Here is an 18,170-nt window from a genome sequence, read left to right on the forward strand (position 1 = left end):
CCGGGCCCGCGCCTTTAGACGCGAGCCCGGGGCCCGTGGGTTATACCCTAAGAGCAAACCACCCTTTTTAAGGGTGGTTCTGATTTTAGGGCTTTGCCCGGCCAGCTCTTTTTGATTTAAAATACCTGCTCAGTTGTGATTTATGGTGCTGGGAGGCGTTTGTGGGCAAGGCTAAGGCTAAGGCGAAGAAAAAGACGACGGGGGCGCGGGCTAAGCGCGATCGTCGTCGGAAGCTCGCGACCGAAGCCCCTGCATCTGCTGAGGAGTTGCTGGCGAGTGTACCGGGGCTTGACGCGCTGCAGGATGTTCCGGCGTTCGATGACCTGCCGGTCGATGCGGCTCAGCAAGCTGCATTTGACGACTTTTGTGCACAGGCCGAGGAGCCCGAGCAGATGCAGCTCGGTGCCGTGGTGCGCCTGGACCGCGGGTTTCCGCTGGTGGCGACTGCCGAGGACACGTTTCGTGCCGAGCATGCCGTAGGGTTTGCCAAGTCGCGTGGCGAGGACGAGGTCTTGCTGCCCGCCGTGGGCGACCGCGTAGCGGTTCGCCGTGCTCCCGGGCACGACATGGGTGTGATCGAGTGCGTACTGCCGCGCCGAACGAGCTTTGAGCGTTGGCGTGGCCGTGCCCGCGGTGAGCGCCAGGTGCTCTGCTCCAACGTTGACAGCGTGCTGATCGTGCAGGCGCTCGGCGCCGGCGAGGTGCTGCTCGATCGCGTGGCGCGCTCACTGGTGTTGGCGCTCGATTGCGATGCCGAGCCAGTGGTGGTGCTCACCAAGGCCGACCGCTGCGAGGCCGATGAGCTCGAGCGCGATCTGGACCGCGTGCGCCGTCTGGTGGGTCCGGACGTGCGCGTGATCGTGACGTCTTCTGCCGAGGGCCTCGGCCTGGACGAGGTGCGCGCCTGCGTGCCGGCTGGGAGCTGTGCCATGATTTTGGGCGAGTCGGGCGCCGGCAAGTCGACGCTGCTCAACGCGCTACTGGGCCACGATGCGCTGGCCACTGGCGGCGTGCGCGAGCGTGATGACCAGGGCCGCCACACTACGGTTGCGCGCGTGATGGTGGCACTGCCGGGCGACGCCGGCGTGATCGCCGATGCTCCGGGCCTGCGCAGCCTGCCGCTTGTGGGCCACGAACGAGGGTTGGCGCGTGCCTTCCCCGAGATCGTCGAGGCGTCGCGTGCGTGCCGGTTTGGCGATTGCACGCACACTCACGAGCCGGGTTGTGCCGTTCGCAAGGCCGAGGACGCGGGGCAGATCGACAGCCTGCGTCTGGAGACGTTCCAAAACCTGGCGTCATCCATGCGCGTGAGTGCCCAAATGCTCGATCCCGATGTCCATCTGTAATTGATTTTTCCTATGACAGCCGCCTCCCAACTGCTTGGGAGGCGGCTTTTTTGCTGCCAAAGCGTCTCGAAATATGCGTTTTGCCGACGTTCTGACCAAAACCTTGCCACGAGCTTGACGGGCTGGTCAGCTTTTGGTCAGCAATTGGTTTGACACGTAAAACCAAGATCGCGATTGCGCCGCTTTGCGCCCTGGTCGCCCAGACAATGGTGGTACGGGCATTTGCCCGGCACCGCCATGAGAGGAGCGGCCGTGAACAAGAGCAAGCGCATCGCCATCAGTCTGGTCGCGGGCGTGCTTGCCGCGGCGCTCTGCATGGTCTACGGCTCGTCGATCCGCTCGCAAGCCGAGCAGGTCCAGGCCGAGACTTTGGCAAAATACGGCGGCGACCGCGTTGAGGTGTGCGTCGCGGCGCGCGATATCGATGCGGGCGAGACTCTCGACGAGACTAATGTCATAACTCAGGAATGGCTGGCCAGTCTGTTGCCGCGTGATGCGGCGACCGAGCTGCGTCAGGTGCGCGGCGACGTGACGACCTCGCGCATTCCTAAAAACGCCGTGATTTGCAATGTCTACACCAAGGCCGAGAGCCACAAGCTCGAGGTGCCTAAAGGCAAGGTTGCCGTTTCGGTGGCGGTCGATGCCGAGCACTCGGTCGGTGGTGCCACGGGCGTGGGCAGTTATGTGGACGTGTACGTGCAAAAAGATGGCGTGACCGATCGTTTGTGCGGCGCGTACGTGATCGATACCAGCGAAGATGCCGGCACCACGCGTGAAGGCAAGATCGAGTGGGTGACACTGGCGGCAGACCCCGAAGATGTCAAGGAATTGCTGGGAGCCTCGGGAAAGGGAACGGTCAGCTTGACGATTCCCGCCACGGCGCGCGGCAAAAAGAGCGGAGGCGACGAGTGATGAAGGCGATCTGGCTTGCGTGCTGCGCGTGCGGCGATTACGGGCTGCTACAGCAGGAAGTCGAGGGTCGCGATGTGGGCGCGCAGGTGCTTCGCGTGGGCGACCTGGACGGGCTGGTATCCATGGCGCGGGCGTTTCCGTCGCGCCGCGGTGCCGCCATCATCGCGGCGTCTCTGTTCGATACCGAAGACGTGCGGAAGACCGTTGCGCGCCTGACGGCCGAGGGCCGTGTGAGTCGTGTCGTCGTGTTGATCGAGACGCTCGACCCGTCGGATATCGAAGGGCTGTTTCGCGCAGGGGCGACCGAGGTCATCGCTGCGCACAGTTTGTGCGGCAACGGGCGCGCGGGTGAGGGAGCGGTTGATTCCGATCGGCGCATGACGATTGAGCCCGATGCTTTTGTTGATAGGGAACCCGGGGCGCCTCGCGCTACAAGAGGCCCGCGTGTTGATGAATATGGAAAAGCGGAAGCCGAGCATGGTCGGCGCCCCCGGGACCCCCTTGCATACGATGACGCTGGAGGGCCGGTACCGTATGGCGATGACGTTCTGGCTGAAGATATGGGATACGTGCACGGCGTAAATCTGGCCGATGAGCTCGACGAGGTCGAGGGTTTTGCCGGGGCTGGCGAGCCGTGTGCCGCTGCGTCTTTGGCTCCGGAACCGCAGCCCGGGCAGCCTGCCATGCCGGCTTGGGCTCAGCGCGTGACCGCGGCGGGGGAGACGGGGATGTTATCGCCCGCGTCCGTGTCGCCGGTTCCTGCACCGCCAGCCCCCGCGCCGTCGGCGGACTCGTCGATTCCGTCGCGTCGGGCACCGGTCGTCTGCGCCGTTTCGGGTTCGGGCGGTTGCGGCAAGTCGACGATCGTTGCCACCATGGCGCATGCGGCGTCGTTGTTGGGTTTGCGTGCCGCTGTGCTCGACTTGGACCTCATGTTTGGAAACCTATACGATCTGCTGGGTGTCGATGCCCCGCACGATATGGCGACGCTTATCGAGCCGTCGGCGGCGGGCGCGCTTGCCGAGCCGGATATCGTGGCCGCATCGATGCGCGTCGCCCCGGGCGTCACGCTCTGGGGACCTGTCGCGGCCCCCGAGAAGGCCGAGCTCATGGCACGTCCGGTGGAGCTATTGCTCGATGTTTTGCGCCACGAATCCGACGTGGTCTTTGTCGACACCTCGGTCTTTTGGGGCGATGCCGTGGCCGCCGCGGTGGCGGCGAGCGACCGTTGCCTGGTCGTAGGCGATGCGGCAGTATCGTCCGCGACATCCGCTTCGCGCGTCATTGAGCTGGCGAGCCGTGTTGGCGTGCCGCGCACGCGCATGAGTGCCGTGTTCAACCGGTTTGGTGCGCGCGGTGCCGACGAGGACGTCGCCATGCGCTTCGAGATCGCCTGCGCACTGAGCTCCAAGATCCGCATCGCCGATGGCGGTCAGGACTTGGTCGCGCTCATGGCATTCGGTCGCGCCGACGAGGCAGTGGGTCAGACGAGCGCTTTTGCGACCAGCGTGCGCGAGGCCACGCGCGAGATGCTCGTGGAGCTGGGCTGCGCCGTCGGTCCCTGGAGCGATATGGTCGCCGACCGCGCGACCCGCACCGAGCGCCCACGCATTCGTCTTCCCTGGTCGCGTGAGGGTGATTCGCGATGAGTCTGCAGACGAGGATTAAAGCCGCTGGCGCGGTCGCCGCGGCTGCCCCCGTTGATGCGGGACGCCACCGTGCCGCTAAACGCCGCACCAAGCGTGCGGTGATGGACCGCATGGGCTACGACGAGGTGGCGCGCATCAGCGCCTACGTCGACCCGGCCCTTGCCCGCTCTGAGCTACGTCCGGCGGTGGAAGCGGCGCTCAACGTGGAAGAGTCGACCGACTTGGCGACGCCTGAGCGTGAGACCATCATCGACGAGATCCTAGATGACGTTGTGGGCCTGGGACCGCTGCAGCCGCTCATCGAGGACGACACCGTTACCGAAATCATGATCAACGGCTGCCGCTCTGCTTTTTTTGAGCGCAGTGGCGTTTTGTATCCTATCGAGCACGCGTTTGAGGACGACGAGCAGATCCGTGTGCTCATCGATCGCATCATCTCGCCGCTCGGCCGTCGTATCGACGAGCGTAGCCCCATCGTCAACGCCCGCCTCAAGACGGGTTATCGCGTCAACGCGGTGATTCCACCCGTGGCGATCGACGGGCCAATCCTCACCATACGTAAGTTCTCGGACCGTATCTGTTCGTTGGACGAGCTTGTGGGGCTGGGGTCACTGCCGCTTTGGTATGCGCAGCTGCTGTCGTGCGCGGTGTCGTTGCGGCAGGATTTGGCGGTTGCGGGAGGCACGGGGTCGGGCAAGACCACGCTGCTCAACGCGCTGTCGTGCGAGATTTCCACCGGCGAGCGCATCGTGACGATCGAGGATTCCGCCGAGCTCAAGTTTGCACATCACCCACACGTTGTTCGTCTGGAGGCGCGTGAGGCGTCAATCGAGGGCGAGGGTGCGGTGACGATTCGCGACCTGGTGACCAATGCTCTGCGTATGCGCCCCGACCGCATCGTCGTGGGCGAGGTGCGCGGCGCCGAGTGCTGCGACATGCTGCAGGCCATGAACACGGGCCACGACGGCTCGCTCACCACACTTCATGCGGGTTCAGAACAGGAGACCGTGGTGCGTCTGACGTTGCTTGCACGTTATGGCATCGATCTGCCGAGCGAGCTCATCGAGGAGCAGATTGCCATGGCGCTCGACGGCATCGTGATGTCCGAGCGCCACGCCGATGGCAGGCGCTTCGTCTCCTCTTATTCGGGGGTGCGTCGCGCCGCGTCGGGCGGCGTAGAGCTCGAGCGCTATGTGACTTTCGATGCCGCCGAGCGCATCTGGACGCTTGACCGCGAGCCGCCGTTTATCGCAGAAGGCCTGCGGTCGGGGACGCTCACACAAGAGGAGGTGGACGAATGGAGGTCGCTGTGCCCCTCGTCGTAGGGGGTTTGGCAGGGTTTTCTGTTGCGACGGCGTGCGGGGCGGAACCTCGTGTGCCGCAGGTGCCGCCGGCGGAGCTGGCGCGTCAGGCGCTCGAGACGGTGGCAGAGAGGCTGCCGCGTGAGCTGGTGGAAAACGATCTGCTGAAAAAGATCGCCCGTTCGTGGACATCGCTGGCTCCGGCGCATCGCCTTGGCCTCGTGATCGAAGATGCTTCGGGGCGTTTGGCGTTTCTGCTGCTATCGAGCGGTGTCTGCTGCGTTTTACTAACGATGGTGTCGTTATCGCCACTCGGATTTGCCTTGGGACTTGTTGCTCCGATTGCCGTTGGCGCCGCTCGGGACGGCTTTGAGAGCCGGCGCGAGCAACACGATGCAGAAGAGGCCATGCCCGAGGCGTTTACCGCACTTTCCATGTCGCTTGCCTCGGGACATTCGCTGGCCCAGGGCATGCGCTTTGTGGGCGCTCATGCGCAAGAGCCGGTACATACCGAGTTTTTGCGGGTGGCGGCGGCGATCGATTGCGGCATCTCGGCGACCGACGCGCTCGATGACTTGCTCGTGCGCATCGACGCCCCCGGTCTTTCGCTTGTGACCTTGGCGCTTAAGGTGTCACAGCGCACTGGCGCTCCGCTTGCCGACTTACTGTCCGAGGCGTCGAGCATGGTGGGGGAGCGCATTGAGCTCAAGCGCCGCCTGGATGTTAAGACGTCGCAGGCTCGCATGTCTGCGCATATGGTCGCGGCGATGCCGGCGGGCATGTGCGCGGTGTTGGCGCTGCTTTCGGCAGATTTTCGTCGCGGTCTTGCGACGCCTGCCGGCGCGGGCGCTATGGTGCTGGGTCTTGCCCTCAACGCCGTTGCCCTGGTGGTTATCCGACGCATTATGAGGGTGGAGCTATGAGCGTCCCGGTTGCAGTTGCGGCTTGCCTGTGCGCCCTGAGTGTATTTGTCGCGACGGGTTTGGATCGGGCGGATGCACGCAAGATCGCAGGGGCCTGCAAGCGCGAGGCGGTGCTGATCGCTGTCGCGGGTCGTTCGGTGGTCGATGCCCTGATCGCGCGAGTGAAGGGCGCGGTTGGAGCGGGCGGCCCGGCGCGAGTGTCGCTCGGCGAAGTGTCCGAGATGATCGATGTTGTGCGCTTGGGTCTTTCGGCCGGTCTTTCGTTTGATGCGGCGCTTGAGATTTTCTGCGCCAACCGCCGGTCAGTGCTGGCTCTTCGCCTTGAGCGGGCCTGCATGGCGTGGCAGGTGGGCGTGGGCACGCGTGAGGACGAGTTGTTGGCCGCCGCGCGCGACCTGGACGTGCGAGCGCTCGAGACCTTTGCCATCACGGTGGGGCAGGCGCTCGCCCTGGGTGCCCCACTTGCCGAGACGCTGGCCGCTCAAAGTCGCGAGATCCGTGCGGCTCATCGCGCCGCGGTCGAGCGTGAGATCGAGCGTGCGCCCGTCAAGCTGCTGATTCCCACCGGCACGCTCATCTTGCCGGCGTTGCTTCTGTCCATATTGGGCCCGCTGCTGGGAGCAGGCGGGATGATGTAGGGAGGAATACATGAACACGATGGTCGAAGTTGCTGACAAGGCTTGGAACTGGGCTTTTTGCCGGGCGATCCGCGCTCGCCAGCATGCCAAGGAACTGTTGCAGGAGGAGAGCGCGCAGGGTACCACCGAGTACGCCATTTTGCTGGGCGTGCTCGTGGTGATCGCGATTATTGCCATCGTTGCATTTAAAGGCAAGGTCCAAGATCTATGGAACGCTATCAGCGAGGGCATCAACAGCCTGTAGAGGGCGAGCGCCCCATCGGGGTGCTGCTGGTGTTTGCTTGCCTGACCGTGGCGATAGCGGCGGTGCTTTGGGGGCTTAACGCCGCGCGGCAGCAGCGTCCTGGGGCCGCCTTCGATTCGGGTTCAGATTCGGCGGTGGCGTCTCAAAAAGATGAGATGCGAGATGCGGACGATTCGGATGTCGCTGTCACGGCGCAAACCTTTCTGCGGACGCTCGGCAAACGGTCTGGCACTGCGACGGATTCGCCTGAGGACAACGCGATTGCGGTCCGGCTTGCATGGTCCGAGGACCGACCGATGACCGAGGCAGCGGCGGATATGTTACGCGCCTACCGCGAGGTGCCAACGGCCCAGCTCGCCCTGAGCGGCTATCTCGATATTAAGGGCAACGTATGGGGCGCCATTGTGCGCGATGGGCGCGGCTGGGTCGATATGGTGACGGTTGCCGCGGATGCTGGCGATGCTTCGTGTCGTCTGCGCGCGGTGCGCCTGGTCCCGCAAACAATAAGCTCAAAGGAGGGATCGTGAAATGCATGACGTCCTGCGCGAGGAATCTGCCCAGGCGACGGTCGAATACGCCATCGTCACGGTGGCGCTGCTATCGATCGTGCTGGCGATTGCGGGACTTTGGCGTGCTGGCACCGATGGACGCTTGGCGGCGCTGGTTGAGCGGGCGGCATCCCATGGCGTTGCCTCGACGTCGGTTATCGACGCCGCTGCGGGCGCTAAGGACATCGCGTTGTATTGATATCGCGCGCGAGGACCGGGCGCAGTCTACGGTCGAGGCCGCTTTTTTGCTGCCGACGTTTCTGACGCTCATCCTTCTCGCACTGCAACCGGTGTGCCTGCTTTATACGCGCGCGGTCATGGAGTCTGCCGCCGCCGAGACCGCGCGGCTCATGACCACGACGACGGCGGAGGACGACGATCTTAAGGAGTTCACCCGCCGCCGGCTTGCCGCAGTGCCCAACGTTTCGATTTTTCATGCCGGCGGGCCGTTGTCGTGGGATATCGAGCTTGGCCGGGCCGGTGCGGGTGGCGTCTCGTCCGTGTCCGTTTCCGGCGAGGTCAAGCCGTTGCCTGTGATCGGTGCGTTTGCGCAGGCTATGGGTGGTACCGCCGAGGGCGGCTACGTTGAGCTCAAGGTCGATGTCTCGTATCAATCGCGTCCCGAATGGCTGGAGGGAGATTATGATTCGTGGATTGCTGCATGGGATTAAGCGTTTCTGGTCTAGACGCGTTTTGACGCGTCGTCCGAGCTGCCATCGCAAGCGAGGCGGCTTTATGGGTCGAGCCGGTATCGACCTGTTTATCGAAGACGGCGCCTATACCACGCTTTCTTCTGCCGTGGTCATCCTAGTGGTGCTCACGTTGTTGTTTTCGTCGACCGCGGCGATATGGAGCATGTCGCGTGCCGGGGATACTCAGGTGGCGGCCGATAGCGGCGCGCTGGCGGGTGCCAACGTAGTGTCGTCCTATCACACGGCTGCCACGGTGGTTGATGCGAGCATCTTGAGTTTGGGCCTGGCGGGTTTTGCCACGATCGGGACGGGCCTGGTCGCCATCCTCATCCCGGGTGCCGAACCAGTTGCCGGCAATATGGTCGACACCGGGATTGAGATCATTAAAACGCGCAACAAGTTTGCCAAAAGCGCATCGGAAGGCTTACAGAAAATCGAGACGGCTCTGCCATATCTGATCGCCGCGCGTGCCACGCAGGCGGTGTCGGCGCAGGATACCGATAGTGTGACCTATACCGGTACGGCGCTTGCCGTGCCCAGGACATCCGAATCGGACTTCGCCGCGCTCAAAGGGTCAGAGATCTCGACCGATACCATCGAGAGCACCTCAAAAGACCTTGACTATGCTGCCAAGGAACTGAAGAAAGCGTCCGAGAAAACGTCAAAGGCCAAGGAACGCGCCTGGCTTGCCGACTGCGGTGGATCGGACAGAGGCGCAGTCGGAAGCTGTTCGTGCATGTGGGAACGCGCGAAGAGCTTGGCGAAGCTTTCGGATATTGAGAATCCGCACTATGCCTCGAGTGTCACATGGGAGCCGCAAGTGGCGCTCGATCGCGCGAAGGCCTATTACCGCTTGCGCCTTGCAAACGAGGCGCCTCAGGGCTCAAGCGTCGAGATGAAGGCGGAGTCGGCGGCGCGCAAGGCGTTTTACACCTATGCGAGTACAGAGGTCAATCGTGCATATGTAACCGAGGGCGGAGATGAAGTTACTTCCTATATCCCGCTGTTGCCGCGCAACACTGACGAGGTGCGAGCGACGGAACTCTATTCCGATACGGCGTGGCCAACCAGTGCCATCGATGGCAAGATGTATCTGCATTACGGAACGAGTTGCCCCAACTATAAGAAGGGGGCGCCAGGCGGGCTGGCCTCGGTTGCTGATTATGACGGGCAGGACAGATGCAACAGATGCCATTTTGGCGTTTCGTCGCTCGGCGCCGTTGCGGCTCCTTCGACTTCTATCGAAAACGGCTTCGAGTACCACTTTGATCGATTCAAAGACGCTCTGGAAGACTACGTCGAATGCCGCAACAAAGAGCTCGAGCTCATGCGCCAGACCGAGGACGAGGCTGACCGTGCGGGTAATGCGTTTGACGAGGCCATTAGAGCGCTTTCGGGCGAGCGTCCGCGTATCGCCCCGCCCGGGCGAAATGGCGTGGTTGCCCTTGCGGTTTCGGGTGCCATCTCGAGCCCCGATGAGCTCAACTCTTCGTTTAACACGACAGTCAGGCTTGGCGATCGCGGTGCTATCTCTGCCGCGGTGTTGGCACCCGATGACGCGACGGCGCAAAACAACGTGCTTTCGCGATTTTTCTCGACATTGAAGGAACGCTCGGGCGGCGTTGCCGGCGTGCTCGACGGCGTCATGGATGTTTGGGGACGGCTGCTCGTAGGATACGGTGATATCCAAGGTTCGGCCGACGAACTTATGGACGAGATGATTAAAGGCCTAGGGGGGAGCAGCGGCGCGTTGGGTTCCATCGCATCGTGGCTCGGCGATACCGTTTCGGCGTCCATGGCGGCGTTGGGTCTGGAACCGTGCGACTTGCGCCTGCGAAAGCCGGTGCTGACCGATTCCGCCAACGTCATTAAGAGTCCGGGGTCTGACATTGATGTTCTCTCTCAAGCGCAAGACAAGCTGCGAAGTATTCCGTTGGGCGTGACCGATCCCAAGGCGCTTTGCGAGGCGTTGGAATATCAAGTCGAACGCACCATTAGCGGTACGGTGTTCACGCTTGCGGAGATTCCTCTGCCCGGCGGCGGCTCCATCCCACTTACCGTCGATGTCGCCACGCTGGTTGGCGCTCTGGGCGGTGGGTCGTAATGAGTATCCGCATGCGTCTGCGCGAGGAGCGCGCCCAAGCGACGGTGGAGATGGCAGTGGTTACGCCCGTTTTGCTGGTGCTGGCACTCATCGTGTACAACGTCATGATCTTTGCCAGCGCTGTCGCGCGCTTCGACCGCGTGGTACCCGACATCGTGTTGGCGCACGCCGTGGCGTCGGAGGGGGAGGGCGACGAAAGCTCTGCCGATGCCTCGGCGACGGTTCAGACTCAAATTCTGAATGCCATGGAAGGCTATGACTTGCGGATCGAAGTGTCGAGCGAACAAGGCGCGGAGGCATCGGATGGTGGCCTGCTCTCCCTATCCGGTACGTTTAGGACCTACACCTGCACCATGCACTATGAGCCGTGGCCAACTTCTCTCGGCATCGCTGGCGTTTCGCTGGGGGCGCCGACAACGTTGTCGCACGAGCGCGCGGTGACGGTCGATCCATGGCGTCCGGGGGTGGTCATGTGACCGCGGTCTCGTCCTACATCGCCTACGCGCGGGCACTCAACAGGCTGGGTTGGACGCCGGCCGAGTTTGCGGTGGCGGAGTTGTTTGTCGTGCGCCTGCGCGGCATGCTGGGACGGCGTCCGGTTGCCGCCAACGGCCTGCCGCTCGTCATGGCGTTTCCACGCTGCTCTTCGGTCCATACGTGTTTTATGGCCTATCCCATCGACATCGCCTTCATCGATCGCGACGGCAATATCCTCGCGCGCTACGAAAACGTTTGTCCTTGGCGCATGTGCTCCTGCCCCGGCGCCTGGGCCGTACTAGAGCGTCCTTCAATCATTGTTTCGACCCCTGTTCTCCAACGCGTGCCGGCTTAAGAATTGGCGACAGCTGACTTCCGTCATACGAAATTGGGTAAGTTTGGCAGGAGATTGAACAGGTTCGGCAAAGGGGGTCGATGATGGGCAAGACGTATACGGCCGCTAATGGTCAGGTTGTAACGGATGAAATGATTGACGCGTGGTGCGAGTCGTACGAGCGCGGAGAGTTTCCGGATGGCGAACACACCGTTGGCGGGATCGTGCATGGACGGCCCCCGCTCTCAGGTGAGGGGACGGCAACGCTGTCGGTCAAGATTCCTCTGGGAATGAAGGAGGCCATTCGTCGACGGGCGGCTGCCGAGGGGATGACGCCAAGTGAGTTTGCCCGTGCGGCTCTGAGTGAAAAACTTCTTGCTGCCGGCTGATGCCTCTGACGTGCCGATTTATAGAACCGAGGCTGTGCTCAAAAACTTTTTTAAAATTCTCGGTTGACCGGAACGCGTCCTTGGTTATACTAATCAAGCCTTGAAACAAGGCACACCTCAAATGGCTGGGTAGCTCAGTTGGTAGAGCAGAGGACTGAAAATCCTCGTGTCAGGGGTTCGATTCCCTTCCCCGCCACCTTGAATTGACTAGGACCTCTGCAAAGGGGTCCTTTTCTTTTATGAAGTTCCCACATGGAATCGAACCCCGTGAGGGCGCGGAGCTGAGTAAACGCGTAAGCGTTTGCCAGCGCAGCTCGCAAGGCGCGTAAGCGCCGCAGCGGTCCGTCCGCGCAGCGCGCGGACGCGATTCCCTTCCCCGCCACCTTGAATTGACTAGGACCTCTGCAAAGGGGTCCTTTTTCTTTTTTTGTGGGGTTCCGCGGAAAATGCATCCCATTATTTTGACCCAGAGCGGGATGCGCTTTCCGGCGCTTACTTCCGACGTGCGTGCACATCTCGTCGCACCATCCCGAGCCCGCCTGTTCCCAGATATTCCTCCCACTTTCGCGTCACTTTACAGACCGTTCGGTCGCCTGTCTGCATGTGCGGGTATACTCAAATCGATAGATATGTCATGCAAGAGCGATGCGGGCTTAGCCCGTATGATTCAAAAGGGGGCAGTGATGGAGAGGATACTCGGCGTTAATCTCTCTGGCTGGTTTATTCCCGAGCCTTGGGTGACCCCGTCGCTATATGCGGCGACCGGTGCATCCAACGCGGCCGAGCTGCAGGAGGCCATGGGCACCGCCGCCTATAACGAGCGCATGCGCCGTCATTACGAGACGTTTGTGAGCGAGGATGATTTCCGTCGCATGGCGCAGATCGGCCTCAACGCCGTGCGCCTGCCGGTGCCCTGGTATGCCTTTGGCTCACAGGAGTCCGATGCCTCCTACATCTCGGTTGTCGATTACATCGACCGCGCGATTGAGTGGGCTGCCAAGTACAACATTCGCGTGCTGCTTGACCTGGCGACTGTGCCCGGTGGCCAGGGCGATTCCAACGATTCGCCCGCCACGCCGGAGGCTGTTGCCGAGTGGCATTCGTCCACTAACGGCCGACATGTCGCACTCGACGTGCTCGAGCGCTTGGCCGAGCGTTACGGCGAGGCCGAGAGCCTGCTGGGCATTGAGCTGCTGGATACGCCGCAGATGAGCGTTCGCAAGAGCCTCTTTGCCATGACGGATGGCATTCCGGCTCACTACCTGCGCAATTTCTATCGCGATGCCTACGAGCTCGTCCGTTCGTATATGCCCGAGGATAAGATCGTCGTCTTTTCGTCTTCGGGGCATCCCAGCGAGTGGAAGCATTTTATGCGCGGCGCCAAGTACAAGAACGTCTACATGGACCTTCACCTGTACCATTACCGCGACGAGCATGCGCTCGACATCACGAGCCCCCGCGGGCTGACGACGGCGATTTCGCGTAACAAGCGCGAGCTTAAAGAAGCGATTTCGACTGGGTTCCCCGTGCTGGTGGGCGAATGGTCGGGCGCGGCGATCTTTGCCAACTCGTCGGTTACGCCCGAGGGCCGCAATGCCTACGAGCGCGTATTTATCGCCAATCAGCTGGCTTCGTTTGCGCCGGCTGCCGGTTGGTTCTTCCAAACGTGGAAGACCGAGAAGCGCATTGCAGCATGGGACGCCCGCGCGGCGCTCGGTACGCTCGAGCGCGGCATGATTGAATAGGTTGATATGACGCAAAACAGCGCCCATACGGGCAAACTCTATGTGGTCGGCACGCCCATCGGCAACCTGGGCGACCTGTCCCCGCGCGTTGGCGAGGCCTTTGCCGCTGCCGATGTCATCTGCTGCGAAGACACGCGTGTGACGTCAAAGCTGCTGATGCACCTGGGCATTTCCAAGCCGCTTGTCCGTTGCGACGAGAATGTGATCGCCAGCCGCGCCGCCGGCCTGGTCGACCGTCTGCTGGCGGGGGAGACCCTCGCCTTTGCCTCGGACGCCGGCATGCCGAGCGTGTCCGATCCCGGCCAGGCGCTGGTTGAGGCGGCGCGTGAGGCCGATGTGCCCGTCGAAGTTATTCCCGGGCCCTCTGCTTGCGTCACGGCGCTCGTTTCGTCCGGCATTCCCTGCGAGCATTTTTTCTTCGAGGGCTTTTTGGGCCGAAAGCACGGCGACCGCGTGCGCCGTTTGCAGCGCCTTGCCGTGGTGCCCGGCGCGCTCATCTTCTACGAGTCTCCACATCGCATCGTGGCGACACTCGAAGCCGTGGCGGAGGTCTTTCCCCAGCGTGAGGTTGCCGTCTGCCGCGAGCTCACCAAGTTGCACGAGGAGGTCCTGCGCGGGCCCGCTGCCCAGCTTGCCGAGGAGCTACGTGCCCGCGGCGAGGTGAAAGGCGAGATTGCGCTGGTCATCGCACCGCCGAGCGAGGACGAAGAGGCCGGTATCGTGCCGGTTGGCGCCGCGGCAGCGGATCCCGATGAGGCCCTGCGCGCGGATATCCGCGCCGCGCTCGAGGAGGGGGAGCCCGCCTCTGCGGTGGCCAAGCGCCTGTCTCAGAAGTATTCGCGCCGCAAGCGCGATGTCTATGCCATGGTGCTCGATATGCAATAGATGGAGGATATCCAGCCCTTGCGCTAGAATCATCCTCTGTATGCAACGTTTTTCTGGAGGACAAACCCCATGGATCAAAGCAAGCCTTCGTTCTTTATCACGACGCCCATCTACTACGTCAATGCCGATCCGCACCTGGGCACGGCTTATTCCACCATCATCGCCGACGTTCAGGCTCGCTATCGCCGTTCCGCCGGCTATAACGTCAAATTCCTGACCGGCATGGACGAGCACGGCGAGAAGGTCGCCGAGGCCGCAGCCAAGCACAACATGACGCCGCAGGAGTGGACCGATAGCCAGGCTCCGCACTTCAAGGAGCTTTGGAGCAAGCTCGAGATTTCCAATGATGACTTCATCCGCACCACCGAGCCGCGCCAGCACCATGCCGTGCAGTACCTGTGGGAGCGCATGAAGGAGTCCGGCTACCTGTATAAGGGCAGCTACGACGGCTGGTATTGCGTGCCTGACGAGACCTACTTTACCGATACGCAGGTCCAGAAGGGCGACGAGGAGTACGGCAGCGTCGGCCAGCACCTGTGCCCCGACTGCCACCGTCCGCTTGAGCGCGTGCAGGAGGAGTCCTACTTCTTTAAGCTTTCCGCCTTCCAGGACAAGCTGCTTAAGCTCTATGACGAGCATCCCGACTTTGTCGAGCCTGCGTTCCGCATGAACGAGGTTCGCAGCTTTGTCGAGGGCGGCCTCAACGACCTTTCCGTGAGCCGTACGAGCTTTGACTGGGGCATTCAGGTCCCGTTTGACGAGGGTCACGTGACCTACGTGTGGTTCGATGCTCTGCTCAACTATATGACGGCCGTCGGCTACGGTGTCGACACCGACGAGGCGCGTGCCGAGCTGGCCTATCGCTGGCCCGCGCAGTTCCACATCGTGGGTAAGGACATCATCCGTTTCCACTGCGTCATTTGGCCCGCCATGCTCATGGCCATCGGCGAGGCCCTGCCCGAGCACGTCTTTGCCCACGGCTTCCTGACCGTGCGCAATGCCGAGACCGGCAAGGCCGAGAAGATGTCCAAGAGCCGCGGCAACGCCATCGCTCCGCAGGACGTTATCGACATGCTGGGCGTCGAGGGCTATCGCTACTACTTTATGACCGACGTCGTCCCCGGCACCGACGGTGCCATCAGCTTCGACCGCATGGAGCAGGTCTACAACGCCGACCTGGCCAACAGCTGGGGCAACCTCATTTCGCGTTCGCTCAACATGAGCGGCAAGTATTTTGACGGTTGCGCGCCCGCCAAGCCCGCATCGTTCGATGCGTTCGATAACCCGCTGGCAAAGATCGCCGATGGCCTGGTCGACCGCTACATGGCCAAGATGGACGTGCTCGATTACGGTGGAGCCAAGGACGAGGTCATGGAGCTCATCCACGCCGCCAACCACTACATCGAGGACTCCGAGCCCTGGGCACTTGCCAAGGACGAGGCCAAGGCTGACGAGCTGGCATTTGTGATCTACAACCTGCTCGAGGCCATCCGCATTGCCGCTCACCTGCTGATGCCGCTCATGCCCCAGACTTCTGCCGAGGCCCTGCGCCGTCTGTCCTGTGAGGGCGAGGCCGCGAGCGACGACCTCAAGGGCATTTGCACTTGGGGTCTGCTTGCCGGCGGTCAGCCCGTCGAGAAGGGCGATCCGCTGTTCCCGCGTCTGGCGTAGAGACTGCGCGCCATATCGGCAATTTGCTGTTTAGCTGTAAGGGCATGGCCACCACGGTCCATGCCCTTTTGTTTCAAGACGCCGTCATCATGCTAAGGAGGCAACCATGACAACTTCGCCTTTGGCAAACCCCACGGCCACCAGGGAGCTGCTAGAGGAGTTTGGCCTTGCGACCAAGCATCGCCTGGGCCAGAACTTTCTAATCGACAATCATGTGATCGAGCGTATCTGCGAGCTTGCCGAGCTTGCAGGTGACGAGCGCGTACTCGAGGTGGGTCCGGGTTGCGGTACGTTGACACTTGCGTTGCTGCAGGAAGCGGCGTGCGTTACGTCGATCGAGGCCGATCCCGAGCTCGAGCCGGTGCTTGACGCCCACGCCGCCGACTATGCCAACTTCCGCTTTATCATGGGCGATGCGCTCAAGGTGGGCCCGGAGCAGATTGAGCAGGTTGCGGGCGGTAAGCCGACGGTGTTTGTCGCGAATCTGCCCTACAACGTGGCGGCGACGATCATTCTTCAGTTCTTCCAGACGATGCCCGCGCTTAAGCGCGCTGTCGTCATGGTTCAAAAGGAGGTTGCCGATCGCATTGCCGCAACGCCCGGTAACAAGACCTATGGCGGCTACACGGCAAAACTCGGCCTGTACGCGCAAGTGACGGGTCGCTTTGAGGTGCCGCCGCGTTGCTTTATGCCGGCGCCGCACGTGGACTCGGCCGTCGTGCGTATCGACCGTGTTGACGGCGTGGTGCCCGAGGGGCTCGATCGCGAATTTGTGGCCCGCGTGATTGATGCTGCATTTGCTCAGCGTCGCAAGACCATCCGCAATTCCATGAGCGCCAACGGTTTTGCCAAGGACGTGCTCGATGCCGCTTTTGAGGCTTGCGGTATCGCACCCACCACGCGCGCCGAGACGCTTGATGTTGCTGACTTTGTCCGTCTGGCCCAGGAGCTAATCCATGATGCCTAATGCCGCACGCGTGACGTTTACCAAGAAAAAGAAGACGGTCGCCTGCCCCGTGCCCTTGGCCCCACTTGCCGATACGCATGCACATCTGCTTTCGTTTTGGGGCAAAGAAGTGCCCGAGACACTCGTGCGTGCCAAGGCAGCGGGCGTCGACCTGTTGGTGACGATGTTCGACCCCATCGCTGACAAACGCAGCGTGACGGACTATAGCGACTGGCTGACGCGCGAGATTCTGCCGATGCAGGATATCCCGCAGATCAAGTATCTTGCCGGCGTGCATCCGTATGGCGCGCCGGACTATGCCGACGACGTTCACGCACAGGTCGTTGCCGCACTCGATGATCCCTTATGCGCCGGTATTGGCGAAATCGGCCTGGACTACCACATGGACTATGACGACGATATCGCGCCGGCACCCCATAACGTGCAGATTGACTGCATGGCGCGCCAGCTCGAGCTTGCCGTGTGCCGTAACGTGCCGGTGGAGCTGCATCTGCGTCACGAGGACACGGACCAGGAGCGTACCTCGCACGTGGACGCCTACAACGTGCTTCGTGAGGTGGGCGTGCCCCAGGCCGGTTGTGTGCTGCACTGCTTTGGCGAGGACCGCGCCACGATGGAGCGCTTTGTGGAGCTGGGCTGCTATATCGCCTATGGCGGTGCGGCCACCTTTAAGCGCAACGACGACGTGCGCGAGGCATTTGCGGCAACCCCACTCGATCGAATTTTGTTCGAGACGGATTGCCCGTATATGGCTCCGGAGCCCATCCGCGGTCTTGAATGCGAGCCCGCAATGATCTCCATTACGGCAAACACGCTGGTCAACGACCGTGTTGATCGCACTGGTGAGGACGCCGAAACAATCGCGCAAGCCGCTTGGGAAAATGCCTGCAAACTTTTTCAAAAATAGTTCTTGCGTTCGCGATGGCGCTCCGTTATTCTAATTTCTGCACGCGGGCGTGGCGGAATTGGCAGACGCGTACGGTTCAGGTCCGTATGGGGGCAACCCCATGAAGGTTCAAGTCCTTTCGCCCGCACCATTGATTGAAAGAGCTCCCAGCAATGGGAGCTTTTTTGTTATGGGCCGTTTTGGCAGATTTGACATATCGATTTCGCGCGGTAGATGTCCCTGTGGTCAAAAAGTGGCAAATATGAGTACTGACATGAAAATAGAGACATTTCATGAAGCCATTTTTGCTCATTTTGCGCAACAGATGTACGCTAATTTGGCTCAACCTTGAGACAAAATGAAGTAATTTCGATAGACCTCGGGTAGCGCGCAGAGATGTGGTGTAAGAGGCGGGGCATGCCCCGCCTCTTCTCTTTCTTGAAAGGGAGGGGACACCGC

19 protein-coding genes and 2 tRNA genes are annotated in these 18,170 nt (G+C 61.8%); all 21 read left to right on the forward strand.

From position 1 onward, the window contains the following. Positions 1-392: 392 nt before the first annotated feature. The 21 genes from rsgA to I1M21_RS09570 all read left to right on the forward strand — a co-directional run bounded on the left by rsgA (position 393) and on the right by I1M21_RS09570 (position 17,862). Entirely contained in the window at positions 393-1,346 is a 954-nt protein-coding gene (gene rsgA / locus I1M21_RS09470) for a ribosome small subunit-dependent GTPase A (protein WP_195193380.1), read from the forward strand. Between the two features lie 252 nt (positions 1,347-1,598). Further along, the gene (gene cpaB, locus I1M21_RS09475; protein ID WP_271763374.1) at positions 1,599-2,258 is read left to right on the forward strand and encodes a Flp pilus assembly protein CpaB; all 660 of its coding nucleotides are present in this window, start codon (positions 1,599-1,601) and stop codon (positions 2,256-2,258) included. Beyond that, positions 2,258-3,907: a nucleotide-binding protein gene (locus I1M21_RS09480; RefSeq protein ID WP_195193365.1), complete on the forward strand. Its 1,650-nt coding sequence runs from the start codon at positions 2,258-2,260 to the stop codon at positions 3,905-3,907. Before cpaB ends, I1M21_RS09480 begins: the two co-directional genes overlap by 1 nt. Next, positions 3,904-5,232 carry a TadA family conjugal transfer-associated ATPase gene (locus I1M21_RS09485; RefSeq protein WP_195193366.1) on the forward strand — a complete coding sequence of 443 codons (1,329 nt, stop codon included), beginning with the start codon at positions 3,904-3,906 and terminating at the stop codon, positions 5,230-5,232. The genes I1M21_RS09480 and I1M21_RS09485 overlap by 4 nt, the downstream gene beginning before the upstream one ends. A gap of 5 nt (positions 5,233-5,237) precedes the next feature. After that, positions 5,238-6,131, forward strand: a complete 894-nt coding sequence (locus tag I1M21_RS09490; protein ID WP_229025728.1) for a type II secretion system F family protein — start codon at positions 5,238-5,240, stop codon at positions 6,129-6,131. Beyond that, entirely contained in the window at positions 6,128-6,769 is a 642-nt protein-coding gene (locus I1M21_RS09495; protein ID WP_195193368.1) for a type II secretion system F family protein, read from the forward strand. The genes I1M21_RS09490 and I1M21_RS09495 overlap by 4 nt, the downstream gene beginning before the upstream one ends. A 10-nt stretch (positions 6,770-6,779) precedes the next feature. Continuing rightward, positions 6,780-7,013 carry a hypothetical protein gene (locus I1M21_RS09500; RefSeq protein ID WP_195193369.1) on the forward strand — a complete coding sequence of 78 codons (234 nt, stop codon included), beginning with the start codon at positions 6,780-6,782 and terminating at the stop codon, positions 7,011-7,013. After that, entirely contained in the window at positions 6,977-7,540 is a 564-nt protein-coding gene (locus I1M21_RS09505; RefSeq protein WP_195193370.1) for a hypothetical protein, read from the forward strand. Before I1M21_RS09500 ends, I1M21_RS09505 begins: the two co-directional genes overlap by 37 nt. A 1-nt stretch (position 7,541) precedes the next feature. Beyond that, complete coding sequence (locus I1M21_RS09510; protein WP_117734711.1) at positions 7,542-7,760, forward strand: hypothetical protein; 219 nt, start codon at positions 7,542-7,544, stop codon at positions 7,758-7,760. After that, positions 7,696-8,232 carry a TadE/TadG family type IV pilus assembly protein gene (locus I1M21_RS09515; RefSeq protein WP_195193371.1) on the forward strand — a complete coding sequence of 179 codons (537 nt, stop codon included), beginning with the start codon at positions 7,696-7,698 and terminating at the stop codon, positions 8,230-8,232. The genes I1M21_RS09510 and I1M21_RS09515 overlap by 65 nt, the downstream gene beginning before the upstream one ends. Before the next feature lie 64 nt (positions 8,233-8,296). Continuing rightward, on the forward strand, positions 8,297-10,357 hold the full coding sequence (locus tag I1M21_RS09520; protein WP_195193372.1) for a hypothetical protein: 2,061 nt from the start codon (positions 8,297-8,299) through the stop codon (positions 10,355-10,357). Then, positions 10,357-10,833, forward strand: a complete 477-nt coding sequence (locus I1M21_RS09525) for a TadE/TadG family type IV pilus assembly protein (protein WP_195193373.1) — start codon at positions 10,357-10,359, stop codon at positions 10,831-10,833. The genes I1M21_RS09520 and I1M21_RS09525 overlap by 1 nt, the downstream gene beginning before the upstream one ends. Beyond that, positions 10,830-11,189, forward strand: a complete 360-nt coding sequence (locus I1M21_RS09530) for a DUF192 domain-containing protein (RefSeq protein ID WP_271763380.1) — start codon at positions 10,830-10,832, stop codon at positions 11,187-11,189. The genes I1M21_RS09525 and I1M21_RS09530 overlap by 4 nt, the downstream gene beginning before the upstream one ends. Positions 11,190-11,269: 80 nt before the next feature. Next, entirely contained in the window at positions 11,270-11,557 is a 288-nt protein-coding gene (locus tag I1M21_RS09535; protein WP_199575474.1) for an ATP-binding protein, read from the forward strand. A 123-nt stretch (positions 11,558-11,680) separates the two neighbouring features. After that, positions 11,681-11,753 (forward strand) — tRNA-Phe (locus I1M21_RS09540). A 487-nt stretch (positions 11,754-12,240) separates the two neighbouring features. Continuing rightward, positions 12,241-13,302 carry a glycoside hydrolase family 5 protein gene (locus I1M21_RS09545; RefSeq protein ID WP_195193375.1) on the forward strand — a complete coding sequence of 354 codons (1,062 nt, stop codon included), beginning with the start codon at positions 12,241-12,243 and terminating at the stop codon, positions 13,300-13,302. Positions 13,303-13,308: 6 nt separating this feature from the next. After that, positions 13,309-14,187, forward strand: coding sequence for a 16S rRNA (cytidine(1402)-2'-O)-methyltransferase (gene rsmI, locus I1M21_RS09550; protein WP_195193376.1), 879 nt, complete (start codon positions 13,309-13,311; stop codon positions 14,185-14,187). A 69-nt stretch (positions 14,188-14,256) separates the two neighbouring features. Next, a complete protein-coding gene (gene metG, locus I1M21_RS09555) occupies positions 14,257-15,858 on the forward strand; it encodes a methionine--tRNA ligase (protein ID WP_195193377.1) in 1,602 nt (533 codons plus the stop codon). 106 nt (positions 15,859-15,964) lie between these two features. Continuing rightward, positions 15,965-16,825: a 16S rRNA (adenine(1518)-N(6)/adenine(1519)-N(6))-dimethyltransferase RsmA gene (gene rsmA / locus I1M21_RS09560; RefSeq protein ID WP_195193378.1), complete on the forward strand. Its 861-nt coding sequence runs from the start codon at positions 15,965-15,967 to the stop codon at positions 16,823-16,825. Beyond that, positions 16,815-17,732, forward strand: a complete 918-nt coding sequence (locus I1M21_RS09565) for a TatD family hydrolase (protein WP_195193379.1) — start codon at positions 16,815-16,817, stop codon at positions 17,730-17,732. The genes rsmA and I1M21_RS09565 overlap by 11 nt, the downstream gene beginning before the upstream one ends. 43 nt (positions 17,733-17,775) lie before the next feature. Next, a tRNA-Leu gene (locus I1M21_RS09570) sits at positions 17,776-17,862 on the forward strand. Positions 17,863-18,170: the final 308 nt, after the last annotated feature.

The organism is Collinsella aerofaciens (assembly GCF_015546965.1).
GTDB lineage: Bacteria > Actinomycetota > Coriobacteriia > Coriobacteriales > Coriobacteriaceae > Collinsella > Collinsella aerofaciens_X.